Annotated in this window: 12 protein-coding genes and 1 pseudogene; 7 read left to right on the top strand and 6 right to left on the bottom strand. The window is 73.1% G+C overall.

Annotation, left to right across the window (positions count from 1 at the left end; translation table 11 throughout):
- From AB1578_00405 to AB1578_00385, 5 genes are all read left to right on the top strand, one after another.
- Positions 1–906 (top strand): NAD(P)/FAD-dependent oxidoreductase (locus AB1578_00405; GenBank protein MEW6486361.1); only part of this gene is annotated, 906 nt, incomplete at its 5' end.
- A complete protein-coding gene (locus AB1578_00400) occupies positions 903–2096 on the top strand; it encodes an FAD-dependent oxidoreductase (GenBank protein ID MEW6486360.1) in 1194 nt (397 codons plus the stop codon). The genes AB1578_00405 and AB1578_00400, both read left to right, overlap by 4 nt.
- Positions 2093–3571, top strand: coding sequence for a deoxyribodipyrimidine photolyase (locus AB1578_00395; protein ID MEW6486359.1), 1479 nt, complete (start codon positions 2093–2095; stop codon positions 3569–3571). The genes AB1578_00400 and AB1578_00395 overlap by 4 nt, the downstream gene beginning before the upstream one ends.
- A 67-nt stretch (positions 3572–3638) precedes the next feature.
- Entirely contained in the window at positions 3639–3878 is a 240-nt protein-coding gene (locus AB1578_00390) for a ribbon-helix-helix protein, CopG family (GenBank protein MEW6486358.1), read from the top strand.
- Positions 3875–4288, top strand: a complete 414-nt coding sequence (locus AB1578_00385; GenBank protein MEW6486357.1) for a pilus assembly protein — start codon at positions 3875–3877, stop codon at positions 4286–4288. The genes AB1578_00390 and AB1578_00385 overlap by 4 nt, the downstream gene beginning before the upstream one ends.
- Before the next feature lie 117 nt (positions 4289–4405).
- Here AB1578_00385 and AB1578_00380 read toward each other — a convergent pair whose 3' ends face one another.
- The 6 genes from AB1578_00380 to AB1578_00355 all read right to left on the bottom strand — a co-directional run bounded on the left by AB1578_00380 (position 4406) and on the right by AB1578_00355 (position 13859).
- Positions 4406–7894, bottom strand: a complete 3489-nt coding sequence (locus AB1578_00380) for a type VI secretion protein IcmF/TssM N-terminal domain-containing protein (GenBank protein ID MEW6486356.1) — start codon at positions 7892–7894, stop codon at positions 4406–4408.
- A gap of 5 nt (positions 7895–7899) precedes the next feature.
- Positions 7900–8601: a DotU family type IV/VI secretion system protein gene (locus tag AB1578_00375; protein MEW6486355.1), complete on the bottom strand. Its 702-nt coding sequence runs from the start codon at positions 8599–8601 to the stop codon at positions 7900–7902.
- Positions 8591–9979, bottom strand: a complete 1389-nt coding sequence (gene tssK, locus AB1578_00370; protein ID MEW6486354.1) for a type VI secretion system baseplate subunit TssK — start codon at positions 9977–9979, stop codon at positions 8591–8593. Before tssK ends, AB1578_00375 begins: the two co-directional genes overlap by 11 nt.
- A 61-nt stretch (positions 9980–10040) precedes the next feature.
- On the bottom strand, positions 10041–10625 hold the full coding sequence (gene tssJ / locus AB1578_00365) for a type VI secretion system lipoprotein TssJ (GenBank protein ID MEW6486353.1): 585 nt from the start codon (positions 10623–10625) through the stop codon (positions 10041–10043).
- A 9-nt stretch (positions 10626–10634) separates the two neighbouring features.
- Entirely contained in the window at positions 10635–11357 is a 723-nt protein-coding gene (locus AB1578_00360; GenBank protein MEW6486352.1) for a hypothetical protein, read from the bottom strand.
- A 6-nt stretch (positions 11358–11363) separates the two neighbouring features.
- The gene (locus tag AB1578_00355; protein MEW6486351.1) at positions 11364–13859 is read right to left on the bottom strand and encodes a hypothetical protein; all 2496 of its coding nucleotides are present in this window, start codon (positions 13857–13859) and stop codon (positions 11364–11366) included.
- 340 nt (positions 13860–14199) lie between these two features.
- On the opposite strand from AB1578_00355, the gene AB1578_00350 reads away from it, so the two are divergent.
- Both AB1578_00350 and AB1578_00345 read left to right on the top strand, forming a co-directional pair.
- The gene (locus AB1578_00350) at positions 14200–15162 is read left to right on the top strand and encodes a protein phosphatase 2C domain-containing protein (GenBank protein ID MEW6486350.1); all 963 of its coding nucleotides are present in this window, start codon (positions 14200–14202) and stop codon (positions 15160–15162) included.
- Positions 15084–16052 (top strand): annotated as a pseudogene (locus tag AB1578_00345) (FHA domain-containing protein). The gene AB1578_00350 and the pseudogene AB1578_00345 overlap by 79 nt, the downstream one beginning before the upstream one ends.
- Positions 16053–16407 lie beyond the last annotated feature (355 nt).

Below are 16407 nucleotides of genomic sequence, written 5' to 3'. Positions count from 1 at the left end.
GGCCTCGCCGCCCACGCCGTGCTTCCCCTGGAGACCGCCGGCACCGCGGCCTTCGGCCTCACCCTTGCGGCGGCGGGCCACGCCGCCGGCTGGCCCCTGGTGCGGGGGGGCTCCCAGGGGCTCGCCGACGCCCTGGCGTCCCACCTCGGGTCCCTGGGAGGCACGGTCCGGGCGGGCGCCCCCGTGGAGCGCGCCGAGGACCTGCCCCCCGCCAGACTCGCGCTGTGGGACGTGTCGCCCCGCCGGCTCGTCTCCCTCGGGGGGCGCCGCCTCCCGGTCTCCTACCGGCGGGCGCTGGGTCGGTTCCGCCACGGCCCGGGCGTCTTCAAGCTGGACTGGGCGCTCTCCGAGCCCATCCCCTGGGCGGCAACCGAGTGCCGGCGGGCCGCCACGGTCCACCTGGGGGGCACCCTCGAGGAGATCGCCGCCTCCGAGCGCGCCCCCTGGCGAGGCCGGATCTCGGAGCGCCCCTACGTCATCCTCGTCCAGCCCACCCTGTTTGACCCGACCCGGGCCCCCGCGGGCCGGCACACCGCCTGGGCCTACTGCCACGTCCCCAGCGATTGGGCCCGGGACGAGACGCACCGGATCGAGGCCCAGGTGGAGCGCTTCGCCCCGGGGTTCCGGGAATGCGTGCTCGCCCGCAGCGCCCTGGGCCCCCGGGAGATGGAGGCCTACAACCCCAACTACGTGGGGGGCGACATCGGGGGGGGCGTCCAGGACCTGCGGCAGACCTTCGCCCGCCCCGCGCCGTCGCTCCACCCCTACCGGGCCGGGGTGCCGGGCTGGTACCTGTGCTCGGCCTCGACCCCGCCGGGGGGTGGGGTGCACGGGATGTGCGGGTACCACGCGGCCCGGGCGTCCCTGGCAGACCTGGGGGGGCGAGCAAAGGGGCAAGGGACATGACCGAAGGTCCGCTCCTCGTCCTGGGCGGAGGGTACGCCGGCCTCGCCGCCCTGCGGGCGCTGGCCCGCCTTCCCGGCCGCCGGCACCGCCGGGTGGTCCTGCTGGACGCCTCGGCCCACCACACCATCAAGACCCGCTTCCACGAGCGGGCCGTCATGGGAAGCCGGGAGTTCCTGGTGCGGCTGCCCCTGGCCCCCCTGGCGGCGGCCTCGGGGGCGGAGTACGTGCAGGAGGAGATCCGCGCGCTCGACCTGGAGCGCCGGGTCGTCGTCGGGAACTCCGGCGAGCACCTCTACGACCGGCTCCTCCTGGCCCTGGGGGGCCGGACCACGTACCTGGGGGTAGAGGGGGCCGACCGCTACACCGAGTCCCTCCAGACCTACGAGGCCGCCGACCGTTGCGCCCGTAGGATCGCCGCCCTCGGCCTGGGCCGAAAGGGAGTGCGCCGTCGGGCCGTGGTGTGCGGGGCCGGTATCGAGGGCCTCGAAGTGGCGGCCATGCTCCGGCAGCTCGCCCCCCGGGAGACCTGCGAGATCTCCGTGGTCGAGCAGAGCCCCGAGGTCATGGCCCGCTCCCAATGCCGGGAGAGGGAGCGCCGCTACGTGGCCCGGTACCTGGCGGACCGGGGGGTCGCCCTCCTCCTGGGCGCAGGGGTCGCCCGGGTGGAGGAGGGCGCGGTGGTCCTGGAGGACGGCCGGCGCCTGGAGGCGGACCTCACGGTCTGGTGCAGCGGGGTGCGCCGGGTGGAGCTCGAGGGCCTGGAAGCCGAAGGTCCTTTCACGGTCAACCGATACCTTCAGAGCTCCCGCTACCCCGAGGTCTTCGCGGCAGGCGACTTCGCCACCGTGGACAGCCGGGACTCCTTCGCCAACCTGGGGAGCGCCCAGCGGGCCGTCTACCACGGGGCCCTGGCCGCCGAGAACCTGTGGCGCTACGAGACCCTGCGCCCCCTGCGCCCCTCCCGCTACCGCCCCATCGGGGAGATGATCGGCTTCGGCGACTTCGACGGGGTCGGCGTGCTCTACGGCTTCGGCCTGCACGGGGCGGCCGCGGCGGCGGCCAAGAAGGCCAACGAACTCAAGTACCTGGCGGAGCTCTACCGGGACCTCCCCCGGGCCCTGGCCCGCCGCCTCTTCGGCGGGAGCAGCGGGGAAAGCCCTGGGGGGAACGCCGGGGGAAGCGTCCCGTGAGCTCGGGAGCCGTAGGCGCCGTCCCGGCGCACCGGGTGCGGGCGGCCAACCGGCAGGGCATCCGGCGGCAGGGGGAGTACGTCCTCTACTGGATGACCGCCTTTCGCCGGGCGTCGTGGAACTTCGCCCTCCAGCAGGCCGGCGAGCGCGCCCGGGAGCTCGGAAGGCCGCTCCTCGTCCTCGAGGCCCTGCGGTGCGCCTATCCCCACGCCAGCGACCGGCTCCACCGGTTCGTCCTCGACGGGATGGGGGACAACCGGGAGCGTTTCCGCGAGGCCGGCATCGCCTACCGCCCCTACGCCGAGCCCTTCCCAGGCGAGGGCACGAGGCTCCTGGCCGCCCTGGCCGAGCGGGCATGCCTGGTGGTGGCCGACGACTCCCCGGCCTTCTTCCTCCCCCGCATGGTGGCCGCCGCCGCAGCCCGGCTCCCGGTCCTCGTGGAGGCCGTGGACGCCAACGGCCTCCTCCCCCTGGGGGCTGCCGACCGGCCCTTCGGCCGGGCCGTGGACTTTCGCCGGTTCCTCCAGCGCACCCTGCGGGAGCACCTCGCCCTGCCCGTCCCGAACCCCCTGGGGGACCTCCCCGGCCGGGCCGAGGTCCCGGAAGACGTGCAGAAGCGCTGGCCCGAAGCCCCCCCCTCCCTCCTGCGCCCCGGCGCGAGTCTGGCCGCCTTCCCCATCGACCACCGGGTCGCCCCCGCCCCATGCACCGGCGGGGAGCGGGCAGGCCGCGAGCGGCTTCGGGAGTTCATCGCCGCGCGCCTCCCCCGCTACGCCGAGGACCGAAACCACCCCGACCGGGACGCCACGAGCGGGCTCTCCCCCTACCTCCACTTCGGCCACCTCTGCCCCCACCAGGTCTTCGCGGCGGTCATGGAGCACGAGGGCTGGTCCGAGGACCTCCTGGGCCCCAAGGCCACGGGCAAGCGCACCGGCTGGTGGGGCGTGGGGGAGTCCGCCGAGGCGTTCCTGGACCAGCTCGTGGTCTGGCGCGAGCTCGGCTTCAACGGCTGCGCCCGGGGCGCGGCCTGGGACCGCTACGAGAGCCTTCCCCCCTGGGCCCGGGCCGCCCTGGAGCGCCACGCCGCCGACCGGCGCCCGTACCGGTATTCCCGGGACGAGCTCGAGGCCGCCGCCACCCACGACCCCCTGTGGAACGCCGCCCAGACCCAGCTCCTGCGGGAGGGCCGGATCCACACCTACCTGCGCATGCTCTGGGGCAAGAAGATCCTGGAGTGGACCCCGAGCCCCCGGGAGGCCTGGGACACCCTGCTGCACCTCAACGACCGCTACGCCCTGGACGGCCGCGACCCCAACTCGCTCACCGGCATCGCCTGGTGCCTGGGCCGCTACGACCGCCCCTGGCCCCCCGACCGCCCCGTCTTCGGCACCGTACGCACCATGAGCTCGGAGAACACCGCCCGCAAGGTGGAGGTCAAGGAGTACCGCGAGAGGTATGCCCCGCCGTCGGGCTAAGGGGCTTGCCGCCCAGGCGGCCGTGCGGTATTATCCAGAACGCAAACCAGTAATACAGGAGTTCCCGATGAAGACCCTGTCCCTCAAGATTCCAGACGACCTCGACGCGAAACTCGATACTGCCGTGTCTCGGCGGGGCGGCACCAAGTCGGCCCTGACCCGGCAGGCGCTGGAGGCGTTCTTGCGCGAAGGGGAGCGCGCGGCCCAGGGATCGGTGCTGGACCTGGCAGCGGATCTGGCGGGCAGTCTCGAAGGCCCTCCGGACCTGTCCTGCAACGAAGACCACCTGGAAGGCTACGGACGGTGAACGCCCCGACGATACTGGACACCGGCCCCCTTGTGGCCTTCCTCAACCGCCGCGACGTGCACCACGGGTGGGCGCGGACCCGACTGGCCGAGCTCCGTCCCCCTCTTCTCACCTGTGAGGCCGTGCTTTCCGAGGCCTGTTTCCTGCTCCGGGGGCTGCCCTCCGGCCCGGACGCCGCGCTGGAACTGGTGGCCCGGGGAATCGTGGAGCTCTCATACCGCCTCGCGGGCGAAGTGCCTCGGCTTCGCGATCTCATGGCGCGGTACGCGGACCAGCCCATGTCCCTCGCAGATGCCTGCCTGGTGCGGATGGCCGAGCTCAATCCGGCAAGCGCCGTGCTGACCACGGACGGCCACTTCCGCGTATACCGCAAGAAGGGCCGCCTGGCCATTCCCATCATCGCCCCCTGAGGCCGCCCCCCGGGGGGCCGGTCGATCGTCGAGGAGAGAACTGCGACGACCCCGGGGAGCTTCTTGTCAAACGCCGCTCCCCCGTCCGGGAGAGAGAAAGTTGGGGAGAAGCGGTCCCTACTCGAAGAGGGCGGCGGGCACGGCGTTGGGATCGTAGACGGCCAGGCGCAGGGCTTCGGCGTGGCCCTTGAAGGTGTAGCCCACGGTGAGGTTTCGCACCTGGTAGCCGGCCAGGGGGCGGCTCTGCTCCGGGGGAAACTCCTCGGCGCGGAAGGTTCTCGTGCCGGCCTGGAAGTCCTTGAGGAAGGCGATAAAGCCGTCGTGGCCCGAGTACCGCTTGAGCAGGACGGCGTCGCCCACGGCGATCTCCAGCACCGTGTCGGAGCACTCCCCGGGGGTCCAGGAAAAGGTCTTCTCGATGGGGTAGTTGAGGTTGACGAGCTCCTGGTTCTCGGCGGCGCACTGGAGCACCAGGCGGGTGCGGTGGGGCTGCACGGTGGCGCCGGGGTTGGCCGAGGTGGGCACGGCGGCGATCTGCACCCGGTAGCTGCGCTCGAAGGCCTTGCCGCCGAGCTTGCCCAGGTTCGACACCCCCAGGAAGCCCCCGGAGAAGGTCAGCGAGTCGTTGTGCAGGCGTTTGGGCACGAAGCCCCGCCGGGGGTCCTTGGCGACAAAGGTGTCCACATACTGGCTCTGGAAGGCCCACACCTTGCCGCCCTCCCCCAGGAGGGCGCCCACCTGCTCCCAGCCGGTGAAGGTCTTCGCCTCGGCCAGGACCTCGGCCTCCCACCGCTGCTGCAGGTGGACCTGGGCCTCGTCGAGCATGACCCCCCAGACCTGGGACGTCGGCTCGGCCAGGAGCTGCCAGAACACCGCCTCCCGGGGCCTGCCCTGGGACAGCAGCGAGGAGAGCCGGGCCTGGGCCCAGGCGTTTCGCGAGACGGGCTGCTGGGGCTCGCCCACCCGGGTCTCGGCCTCCACATAGGCCTCCCGCGCCGCCTGGTAGGCGGCGGCGGGGGCCTGGACCGCGGCGGCCATCTGCCGCAGGCTCTCCTGGTACGCCGCCACCAAGGCCACGCCCCGGGTGTCCTGCTCCACCACCCGGGCCTCGTCGGCCTGCCCGGAAAAGCGCGCCCGCAGGTCGGCCAGCACCTTGCCTCCCCGGCTCACCAGGCGCCCCATCACCCCCTCGGCCCCCTTGAGGGCCTTCTGGTACTCGGGGTTCCCCAGGCGCTCCCAGCGGTAGAGGAGCGAGACCCACTCGGGCACGTCGTCCAGGGTCTTGGCCAGGCCCACCGCGGGGGCGAGGCCCTCGGCGGCGTCGGCCATGACCCGCTGGTAGGGAGACTCGGGACCGGCCAGGCGGCCCGCGAGCTCGATCCTCTTCTGGCGCCCGGTCCAGCCTCCGGCCCCCTGCCTGAACTCCCGCAGGAAGCGCTCCCACTGGGCCAGGTACTGGGTGCGGTAGGAGGTCTCGAAGGCATTCAGCGCCGCCCCCAGCCCCTCGCCCCCGGCCACCGAACGGGAAATGGTGGAGATGAACCCGCTGATCTCCTGCCAGCCCGGGGGCGTGTAGGCCGGCTCGACCAGGACCGGTCTTCCTCCGCCGGCGGCTGGGGGAGGCTCGGCCCCCCAGTACACGGCCAGGGTGACGGGGCGCAGGGACTCTTGCAGGTTGGCCCACTCCACGAGCCAGGCAAACCCCACGGCCTTCTGGGCGAGGAGGTTTGCCAGGCGGGCCTGCTCGGCCTCCAGATCCTTGGCCGCTCCCCCCGGGTCGGTACGCCACGCCAGGTAGGCGCCGTAGCCACGCTCCACCGGCTCGGCCAGGGCGGGCGCCGCGGCGCCCCCGGGCAGCGCCAGGACCAGCCCGAAGTCGGGCTGCTCGGCGGCAGCCAGAGCCTCCTCGGAGCGCTCCCCCTCCGCGGCGAGCCGCAGGAGCTTGGTGCGCTTGGAGAGGTAGTCCACGTAGCGGGCCACCCGCGAGGGGTCCTTGCCGTCGCTCACGGCCAGGAGGCCCCGGTCGAGCTCCCGGTCCAGGGGGTCGAGGACGCCGGCCCGGTAGCGTTCCACGAACACCGCCGCGAGGCGGTCGGCCAGATCCTCCCCCTGGGTCAGTCCCAGGCGGGGGAGCACGCCGGCCCGCCCGCTCTCCCGGGCTTCCCGCACGGTGGCGCGCAGCTGGTCGGCCAGCTCCACGTTCGGCCCGAACTCCGCCCCCAGGTAGGGGCGGGGCGGGATCTCCCGGTCCACCTTGCGCACGGTGGAGAGGTTGCGGCCAAAGGAGAGGCTCAAGAGCACCCCCACGGCCACGCAGGCGAGCACCCACCCGGCCAGGGCGGCGTTCTGGGTGAGCCGCCGCCAGCTCAGCGCCCGGGAGGTAGGGGCCGCCAGCGCGCGGTCTCCGGGCAGCACGCGCCCGAAGAAGTCCTTGAGAAAGAGGCTTCGGCTCTCCCCGGCCAGGGGCAGGATCTCGTCCTGGAGCCCCAGGCGGGTGAGGCACGCCGAGGCGGGGGTGCCCGCCTGCCGGGCGCTGGTGAAGTAGAGCCCCCGAAAGAAGGGCGGCTCCCGGTAGGGGTTCTTCTCGAAGACCCCCTCGAGGAACCGCCCCAGAGGGGCCTTGAGCTCCAGGAACTCCTCGGGGAAGAGCACGGCCTGGGGGTGGACCTCGTCGGGGGGCACGTCGCCCAACAGCGTGAGGCGAAGCTGGCGCAGGTCCCGGTAGAGCCGGCCGAACACCTGCTCGGGGAAGGCTTCCTGGGGGCGCTCCAGGGCGCGGTCGTCGTTGAGGCCGCCCATGGCCCCGGCAAAGGCGTTCTCGGGCAGGTTCCCGAAGAACCTGGCCATGCCCCCTACGAGATCACACTGGGTGACGAGCACGTAGACCGGCGCCACCGCCCCCAGGGTGCGGGTGAGTTCGTCCAGGCGCTTGCCCAGGGCGGCCCCCTGGCGCCTGAGCTCGTCGTCGCCCCGGCTCAGGAGCGCCCCCGCAGGTACGGCCAGGAGCACGCCGTTGAGGGGCTCCTCCTTGCGGGTGCGCACGAGCAGCGAGCACAGTTCCGCCCACTCGGCCTCGTCCAGTGGATCGCGGGGAAAGGCATAGCGGCCCGGGGCGTCGAGGACGATGCCTTCCTCCAGGACCCTCCAGCCGAAGCTGCCCCCCGCCTGGGGCTCTTCCCGGGGAGGCTGCCCTCCGGACACCGCGAGCAGGCTGTTCTCGACGGCCGTGGTCTTGCCGGCGCCGTCCTCCCCCAGGAAGAGGTACCAGGGGAGGGCGTAGACGGGGTCGCCCCGTCCCTTTACCTTGGCGCGGCGAAGCTGGCCCACGAAGGTCTTCCACCGGGCGTCCAGGGCCTTTCGCCGCTCGGCCGCCTCCTTGCCCCGGGGGCCGGCGTCGGCAGCCGATGGAGCCTCGGGGAGGGCCGCCTTGCGCCGGGCGCGCAGAAGGCGCATGAGCACCACTCCCGCGGCCCCCAGCACCGCCACCGCCCCGAAGAGGAGGCCGGCCTGGACGGGCGTCCACCCCAAGACGTAGGCGGCCAGGGCGGCCGAGCCCCCCGCCAGGGTCACCCCGCCCACCAGCACTCCCTTGAGCAGCGCCTTCATGGCACTCACCCCTGCACCCGGGTCAGGAGATTTTCAACCACACCGTCGAGCACGAAGTGGTAGACGACGAAGAGGAGGACCAGGAAGACCGGAGGGGCCGCCGCCAGGGCGATCCGGGGCAGGGTCCAGAACCTCCCCGCGGGCCTGCGGCCCGCGCCCCCGAGACCGGTATCCCCGGAGCCCGGGAAGGCCGGCTCGGCGGCATAGGTGTTGAGCTCGCGGCTCGCGCCGAGGATCGATTTCAAGTTTGATTTTCGCAGCTGCTCCAGCAGGAACTCGTCGCCGTCGTCGTGGTAGCGCCCGCGGAACCCCAGGCTCAGGCACAGGTAGTAGACCTCGCGCACGCTCTTTTCGTCGGACCGCAGGCGGTTGAGCCGCTCGAAGAACTCCTCTCCCGCGTTGGTGGTGTTGTAGTAGCGCACCTGGAGGAGCGAGCGGGTCCACTGCTCCCGCTGGCCCCAGGGCATGTTGAGGATGGTCTCGTCCACCCAGGCGAGAACGGCAAACCGCGCGTCGTCGTAGTCGCGGGGGTCGATGCCGGCTGCGCGCATGCGGCGCGCGCTGTCGTCGATGAGCTGGTCGACGCGGGTCTTTACGGCGGCGAACTCGGGCTGCTTGCGCGCGCAGATCCAGCGCAGGAAGAAGACGTAGGCGAGCAGGTCGACGAAACAGCCCGCCACGTCGCCGGACGCTTCGCTACTTTTCATAGATCACCATCAGCTCGATCTCGATCTCCCCGGGGGGAGTCTCGAAGTAGATGGCCGCGTTGGCGTTTTCCTTCACGGCGTCCCAGGCGGGGCCGTGGCTCTCGACGGCGAAGTATAGGCTGCCCGGACGCCGGGGCAACTCGTTGGGGGGGGTGGGGAGCTCCTGGAGCGCCACCCCGGGCAGGGCCCGGGCGATGAGCAGCGGCAGGTACTCCCGGGAGCCGAGCTTGGCGATGGCCTGGAGGGTGCCGACCACCTGCTCCCGCTCCAGCTCGCTGCGCACGCACAGGTAGTAACGGTTGCGGCCCTGGAAGATCCGGTCGGGCACGTCGGCGGCGTAGTAGGTCCCGTCGAAGAGCAGCGGGGCCACGAAGTCGGGTCCGGCGGTGAGCTCCTCCAGGAGCCGGGCCACGACCCCGCACGCCTCGCCGAAGCACCGGCCGAGATCCGTGTGCCGGTAAGGGGGCAGGCCCTCGTCGCCGGGGGTGTCGGCGAGCGCCCCGAAGGCGTCGTAACGGCTCGAGAAGGTGGAGAGCTCGCCCACGAGCTGGCGCAGCAGGGCGTAGAACTCCCAGGGGGAGACCTCGCCGGTTTCCAGGTACTGGCGCACCCGGGGCACCCACCGGTTGAGCGCCGCCAGCGCGAGCAGGTACAGGAGATCCCGGGAGCCCAGGTCGGGGGCCTCCACGCCGCGGCCGTGCTTGTACTGGGCCAGCTCGTGGGCGTGGGCGGTGAGCTGCTCCCCCAGATCCCGGAGCTCGCGCACCAGGTGGGCCGACCCGGCCACGTGCACCAGGGGGGGCACCCACCCGGGCACCAGGCGCACGTCATTGCCGAAGCGCTGAACCTCGGCGATCTTGAGCAGGTGGTAGTCGGTGGCCTCGGCGGCCTCGTCCTCCACGAAGAGGCGCAGGCGGTACTCCAGATAGAGGATCGGCTGGCCCTCCCCCCGGGCGTAGAGGTCGCGGGTGGAGGTGTCGCCGTTGGAGGCCGCGTACCGGCGTTCCTCCCGCTCGCCCCCCTCCTCCTCGGCCACGTTGACCCCCTCGGGGGCGAGCTTGTGCAGGCCCACGTACATCGAGAGGGGCTTTCCCGAGGCGTCCCAAAGGCCTTCGAGGGACCGGGGCTTGAGGCGGGCGTTTCCCGGCAGGCGCACCAGGGCCCCGTCGGGGAAGAGAAGCTCGCCCGAGGCTACCTCGAACACCTGGCTCTTGAGGGCGGGCTCCGCCACCGCCAGCGTCCGCACCCCCCAGGGGTAGGGCCGGCCCGCGCCGGCCAGCGCCCAGAGCTTGGCGTCGTGGAAGTCGTCCTGCTGCTGAAAGTGCTGGGGGCGCAAGAAGACCCCCTCGTGCCAGTAGATCGGCCGGCCCTGGTTCATCGGGGGCTCCTCCCGGGGGCGGCGTCGGCACTCCCGTGCGAGGCGCGGGGACCGAAGGGGCTCACGGCCTGGCCTCCCCCGGGCCCACGAACCCGTCGCTCCCCAGCTCCAGGTCCACCGCGAGGGGCTCGGTCACGCACGCCTTCTCCTTCCCGAAGAGCGTCGTGAGCTTTTTCGTGGGCACCGTGTAGAGTCGGCTGAAGCTCTGGGCCTGCTGGTTGTAGAACCCGCCCACCACCCCCACGTAGCGGGTGCCCTGGACCCGGTCCATGACGAGTTCCTTGGTCTCCCCCGGCTGGACCACGATCTGCCGAGGGGAGAGCGCGCTCGCGTCGAAGCGCTTGCCCTCCAGGAGCCTGCCGATGCCGTCGGAGGACTCCAGGAGCTGGTTGAAGGAGTTGGGATCGGAGAGGGCATAGAAGACCAGCACCACCGTGTGGGGCTGGTTGTTGTAGAGGTTCAGGTCCGGGGACGCCGCGAGCCGAAACGAGAGGGCGTCCTTGGCGTACCCGTAGTCGCAGTCGACCCGCACGGCGGCGCCGCCCCCGCAGCCCGTCACCGCCATCCCCAGGACCAGGAGGGCCAGGGCGACCCATTGCCGCCCCCCCCCGACCTTTCGGCCTTCCCTCGTCTCGCGCGTCGTCATCTCGTCACCTCACGGCGTGGGATCGTGTCGTTTCAAGTGGTTCTTGAAGGTAGCGCGAAAATCCCGCACCAGCCGGCCCCGGCGGTGGTACTCCCGGAGCTGGGCGAACTTCTCGCACAGGGCATCGTACACCGAGGCCTTGTAGAACGCCGAGGGCTTGAGGCCCTTTTGGCCCACGTAGGCCTTGGCCGCGTCGGGGTCGAAGGCGTCCAGGAGGCGGTCCAGGAACTCCTGGGCGGTCTGTTCCAGCGCCCGATCGACCCCCGCCAGGCGGTCCTGGAGCTCCCCCACCCGCTCACCCAGCGGGGCCCCGGCCGGAGCCCGGGGCTTGGCCCGGGCAAGTTGCTCCTCCACCCGCGCCAGCTCCTCGGCGACCCGGGCGAAGGCTTCGGGGCCCTCCCGGTCCGGAGACCCGGCCTCCCCCAGCACCCGCCCCAGGAGCTCCCGCAGCACGCCCGGGGGTGCGAGGGGAGGCCCGCCGGCCCCCCGGTGCCCGGGGCGCGGGGCCCGGGGCCGTTCCCCGGCTCCGAGGACCTGGGCGGCCCCTTCCAGGAGCGCCCTGGCGCCGTCCCGACCGAGTCCCCGCAAGCGGTACGCGAGGCAGAGCTCCACCGCCCGGCGCCGCTCCCCCGCAGGCAGGCCGGCACTGCGCCGGTGCGCCGCGCGCAAAAAGCCGGCCAGGTCCCGGGCGGAATCGGGTTGGACGAAAGGGGCCTGCGCCGGGGCGTCCATGGGGCCCTACTTCTCCTTCGGCCGCGCCGCGGGCCGCAGGATGATCGTCTTCTCCAGGTCTTCGCCGGCTTCCTCGCCCGGCGCCTCTTCGTCCGGGGCCTCCTGGGGCGGCCGCACGCCCCTCCCCCCCAGGATCACCGTCGACTCCAGGTCCTCCCCTGCTCCAGCACCCGGGATCTCTGGTTTCCGGGGTGCGGCGGCCGCTCGGGGCGCAGGGGGCGCCTGGGCCGGAGCGCCCGGTTTGCGCAGGATCACCGTGGCATCCAGGTCCGGCGGCTCCGCCGCCGGGGGCTCGGGGGCCGCGGGCGGGACCTCCGGCACGGGCGCGGACGCAACCTCGGGTGCCGCAGCCGGTTCGGGCAGCGGCGGTGGTGGAGGTCCCCCGCCGCCCAGCGCGGCGTCGAGCCACGAAGGGTCGGCAATGAGCTCGCCCAGGATTTCCCGAAGCTCCCCTTCTCCCGGGGCGGGCCCCTGGAAGAGGGCCTCTTCCACCCTGGCTCGCAGGCCCTCGAGCTCCTCCAGGAGCGAGGCCAGCGACGCACCGCGAGGCGGCGCGACCAAACGAGAGCCCAGGGACAGGACGTCCTCCCACAGCTCCCGGGGCACGCCGTCCTCCGGGTCGAACCGTAGATCCTCGAGCACTTCGCGAAACACCTCGGCCCTGGTATCCGCCGCCTCGCCCCCGGGGCTGGAGGGGCCGCCCACAGCCTGGGCAAACCGCGCCGCCGCCTCGCGGCACCGCTCCAACACCCCCTCGCCGCCAGGGCCCGCGGCCGGGGTCGCCGAGAGCCCCCGCAACAGGAGCATCCCGAGGCTGTAGAGGTCGCACTCGGGGCCGAAGCCGCGCTCCACCGAGCAGGCTGCTTCCACCTGGGGAACCGACCGGAGCAGCTCCCACTGGGCCAGGTCTTCCGTGGAGGGGGCGAAAGGCTCGCAAGCGAGCCGCACCCCGTCGCGCACCCGAGCCTCCTGGAAGAACGAAAGGGAGAAGTCGCCCCCGAAGCCCTGGGCCCGCCCGAAGCCCACCCGAAGACGGTCCCCCGGTCCCCAATCCTCCAGCCCCCGGGTTGCCCCGGCCAGGAGCGCCCGGACCACCCGCGCGTCGGAGCCCCCCGACGGCTCCACCGAGAGCACGGTCAGCCTGCCGGGAAAGGGCCCCCCGGGCCCCCGGCGGGCGATGCCGGGGTGGGCGTACTCCGGATCCGGGTCGGGGGGCGGGCGGCAGGAAAATCGGTCGGGCTCGGCCCCGGCGGGAGCGTCCTCCCCATCGGCGCCGCCCGCGCACCGCGCCGCGTCCACCCCCCCCAGGCGCAGCTCGAAGCTCCAGTAGGCCGGCGCGTACGGGCCGCAGGCCCCCAGGCCCACCCAAGCGCCGTCGGGCCCCAGGTCCAGGTGGGGGCGGCCGAGGACCCGGTGAACCGCGTGGACGCCCCGGCACAGCTCTCGAAACGCGGAGAGCTTCAGCGCCAGCGCCTCCAGTGCCCGCCGCCCGGTCGCCTCGCCCGAAAGGAACAGGCGCCGGCCGGCGGTACCGTTTCCGGCGTCCCCGACGGGAGCTTCGGGCAGGGCCGCCAGCCGGTCGAACGCCCGCCGCTCGGCGAGCCCGGAGCGCAGTGCCTCCCACGACTGGCCCCCGAGGAGGTCGCAGAACTCCCCGTAGGTGAGGGGAAGGTACTCCAGGGCAAAGACCCGGAACCCGTGGAAGGAGAAGGGCACGAGCAGGCGAAACGCCTCCCCTTCGCCGGATCCGGCCGGGTAACAGCCGCCCGCGTGGGCACACCCGGGGCACGGGAAGGAGGGGTCGGAGCCGGCTGCCTCGCCCACGAGGCGCCCCCAGGCGCCCACCAGATCCCAGCGGTTCCCGGCCGGTCCCCCGTTGGTCCCCTCACCGCACCCGAAAAGCGCCGGCCCTGCCGCCGCCCCCGCCGCGCACGTCGGACAGTACACATAACGCCGCGCCGAGCCGGAGTAGGTGGCGAGCCCCGTCTCCGCCAGGAGGGCGTCGTCCCGGCAGTCTGCCAGGGGCCGCCCGCACCGGGGGCAGGGGGGTGTGAAGAAGAGGCGGCGGCGCTTGCAGAAGGTCAGGGGAGGCGAGGACGGCAACGCGGGCGGCTCCCCCGTGGACGCTCCCAAGGCAAGCGGGCGCAGCACCGGGGCGCCGGCCTCCTGGCCCAGGCGCAGGAGCTCCCGGTAGTGGCGCTCGAAGGCCTGGTCGCGGGCGGGGTTTGGCAAGGGTTCGGCGGCGGCGCAGGCGTCCCGCTCCAGAAAGAGGGCGACGGGGCGGTTGCCGGCGTTCCCCAGGCCCTCCACCGTCACCCGCCCGAGCACGATCGTCCCGAGTCCCTCCCGGCCGCCGATCCGGGCAAAGGGGTCCGGCAGCGCCTCGAACGCCGCACCCTGGGGGGACTCCCGCAGGCCCACGGACAGTCGCACCGGCGGGGGAAGCCCGAAGACGGCCGCCCCGAACTCCTCGGGGGCGAACGCCGCACCCTTTCGCTCCATGCTGTGGACCCCTCTCCTTGGTGGAAGGCGCGTTTGGTGGCATCCGGTCCCCCCAGGGGGTCCGGTCCTTTGACGGCCCCGGCCCCGGGGGGTAGGCTCCGCCAACATTTCGGGGCGGCGGTGATCCCAGGACGGGGACAATATACGCCGGAAGCCGCCTGTCAAGAACCCCGACTTCCTGGGGGCACCGCTTCGAGACCCCCGTGTTCGCTGTGAGTTTGCCCATGACCTTCGGTCACCCCGGGGGATGAAAGACGGCCCGTTCACCCTCATTCCAGGCCCCTCTCCCATCGAGGGATAGGGGAGTCAAGGAGAGGGGTCTTCTCTATAGGCGCACGCGATGCCCCAGCCCTGCGACGCCGCGTTCCATACCGCGACCGGTCCGCGCCGGAACAACCAGGACGCGGCCCGTGTCGACGCCCGGCTGGGGTACGCCCTGGTGGCCGACGGGATGGGGGGCGCGGCGGGGGGCGAAGTGGCGAGCCGGGAAGCCGTGGAGACGGCCGGTGAGCTCCTGGCCCGCGGCCTCGGAGAAGCCGGCTCCCCCGAAGCCGAGGAGGCCCTCCTGGTTCGGCTCTTCGAGGAGGCCAACCGCCGCATCTACGCCCGGGCCCAGACCACCTCGGACCTGCTGGGGATGGGCACCACGATGGTCCTGGTGCTGGTCCGCGGCGGCCGTTTCTGGTCGGTCAACGTGGGCGATTCCCGGGCCTACCTGCTGCGCGGCCGGACCCTGGCCCAACTGAGCCGGGACCACTCCCTCGTCCAGGCTCGGGTCGAGGCGGGGCTCATCACCCCCGAGGAAGCCCCCCTGCAACCGGACCGCAACGTGCTGACCCAGGCGGTGGGCACGATGCCGGAGGTGGAGCCCGAGGTGGTGCGGGGACAAGCGCGCCCGGGCGACGTCTTCGTCCTCACCTCCGACGGCGTGCACGGGGTGCTCTCCCCCGGCCAGATCCTGAAGGCCGCGGCAGGGCCCGACCCCGAGGCCGCCGCCGTGGGGTTGGTGGAGGCAGCGCTGGCCGCCGGCACCAGGGACAACGCCACCGCCGCAGTCCTCCAGGTGACCGGGGAACCCGCGGCCCCGGCCCCGTTCGCCGCCGAGTCGGGCAGACCGGCGGACTCTCCGGCCCGGACCGAGCCGGCCGAAGGAGAGACCTCCCTGGAGAGCATCCTGCGCGGGCCCATCATTCCCCCGGCGACCCCTGCCCGACGGGGCACCTGGTGGTGGCTGGCGGGCCTCGCGGCGCTCGCCGGCGCCGTGGGAGCGGTCCTCTGGGCGGCATTCCAGTTCGGGCCGTAACGCGGCCGGGGAAACGCCGGGGGCCAACCCGCGAGGCGCCGGATCGCGGGATCATCCGAGAGGGAGGAGCCCACGCCGTGTGGCGGCTTCGCGCAGCCGGGGCGATCGAACGAGACCCCCAACTCCTGCCCGAGGGGGAGCACCTCTTGGGTCGTGCGCCGGAGTGCGGCGTCCACCTGGACAACCCCCGCATCTCGCGGCGCCACGCCCGCCTGCGGGTCTGCGCGGAGGGAGTTCGGGTGTGGGACCTGGGGAGCCGAAACGGGGTCTTCCTCAACGGGCACCGGATCTCCGAAGCAGACGCGCGGGCGGGCGACCGGCTCGGCTTCGGCCCCCTGGAGCTCACCCTGGAATGGGAAGGGGAGAGTCCGTCCGTGGGCGTCCCCCAGGCCGGGGAGCTCCCTTCCCAGATCCTGGAGCGGGGACGCCTCGCCGCCGCCCCGCCCCCGGATACCCGCCGCCTCCAGGTGCTCTACGCGGTCATCGAGACCCTGGTGGGAAACCTGCGCCTGGAAGAGATCCTCCCTTCGGTCCTGGGCACCCTCCGGGACCTCTTCGCCTACGACCGCTGCGCCGTGGCCGGGCGGGACCCCTACGGGAAGCTCGTCACCTGGGCGAGCCACCCGCCGGGGGCGACCCCGCTGAGCCGCAGTGTCGCCGACCGGGTGTTGGAGACCGCCGAGGCCCTGCTCTGCGACGACGTACAGGGGCAGACCCCCTTCTCGCTCAGCGAGAGCATCATCGGGCTCAACATCCGCTCGGTGCTGTGCGCACCCCTGGTCTCCCGGGGTCAGGTGCGCGGCGTCATCTACCTGGACCGCAGCGTGGCTGCCGCCTACACCCTGGAGGACCTGGCGCTGCTCCATACCGTGAGCCACCTGGTGGCCATCGCCCTGGAGAACGCCCGCCTCTACGCGGACCTGCAGGTTCGGTTCCAGCACAGCACCGAGCGCCTGCGCGAAGTGCAGGGTCGGCTCATCGAGTCGGAGCGGGTCGCAGCCCTGGGAAGGCTTACCCAGGCCCTGGCCCACGAGGTGCGAAACCCCGTGGCGGTCATCGGCGGCATGAGCCGCCGGCTCCTCAAGGCCTGCGGCGACCCGGCCGTGGAGCACGACGCGTCCGCCATCGTGCAGGAGGCCGAACGCCTGGAGTGCGCGGTGCGCAAGGTGGAGGAAGTGATCGCCCTGCCCGTGGCGGCGTTTCGCCTGGCGCCCCTGGAGGACACCGTCGCAGGGGCCCTGGGGG

This window comes from Thermodesulfobacteriota bacterium, from assembly GCA_040756475.1.
In the GTDB taxonomy this organism is placed as follows: Bacteria; Desulfobacterota; Deferrisomatia; order Deferrisomatales; family JACRMM01; genus JBFLZB01.
The sequence above is the reverse complement of the archived record's forward strand: the minus strand, read 5'-3'. Positions and strand labels throughout refer to the sequence as shown.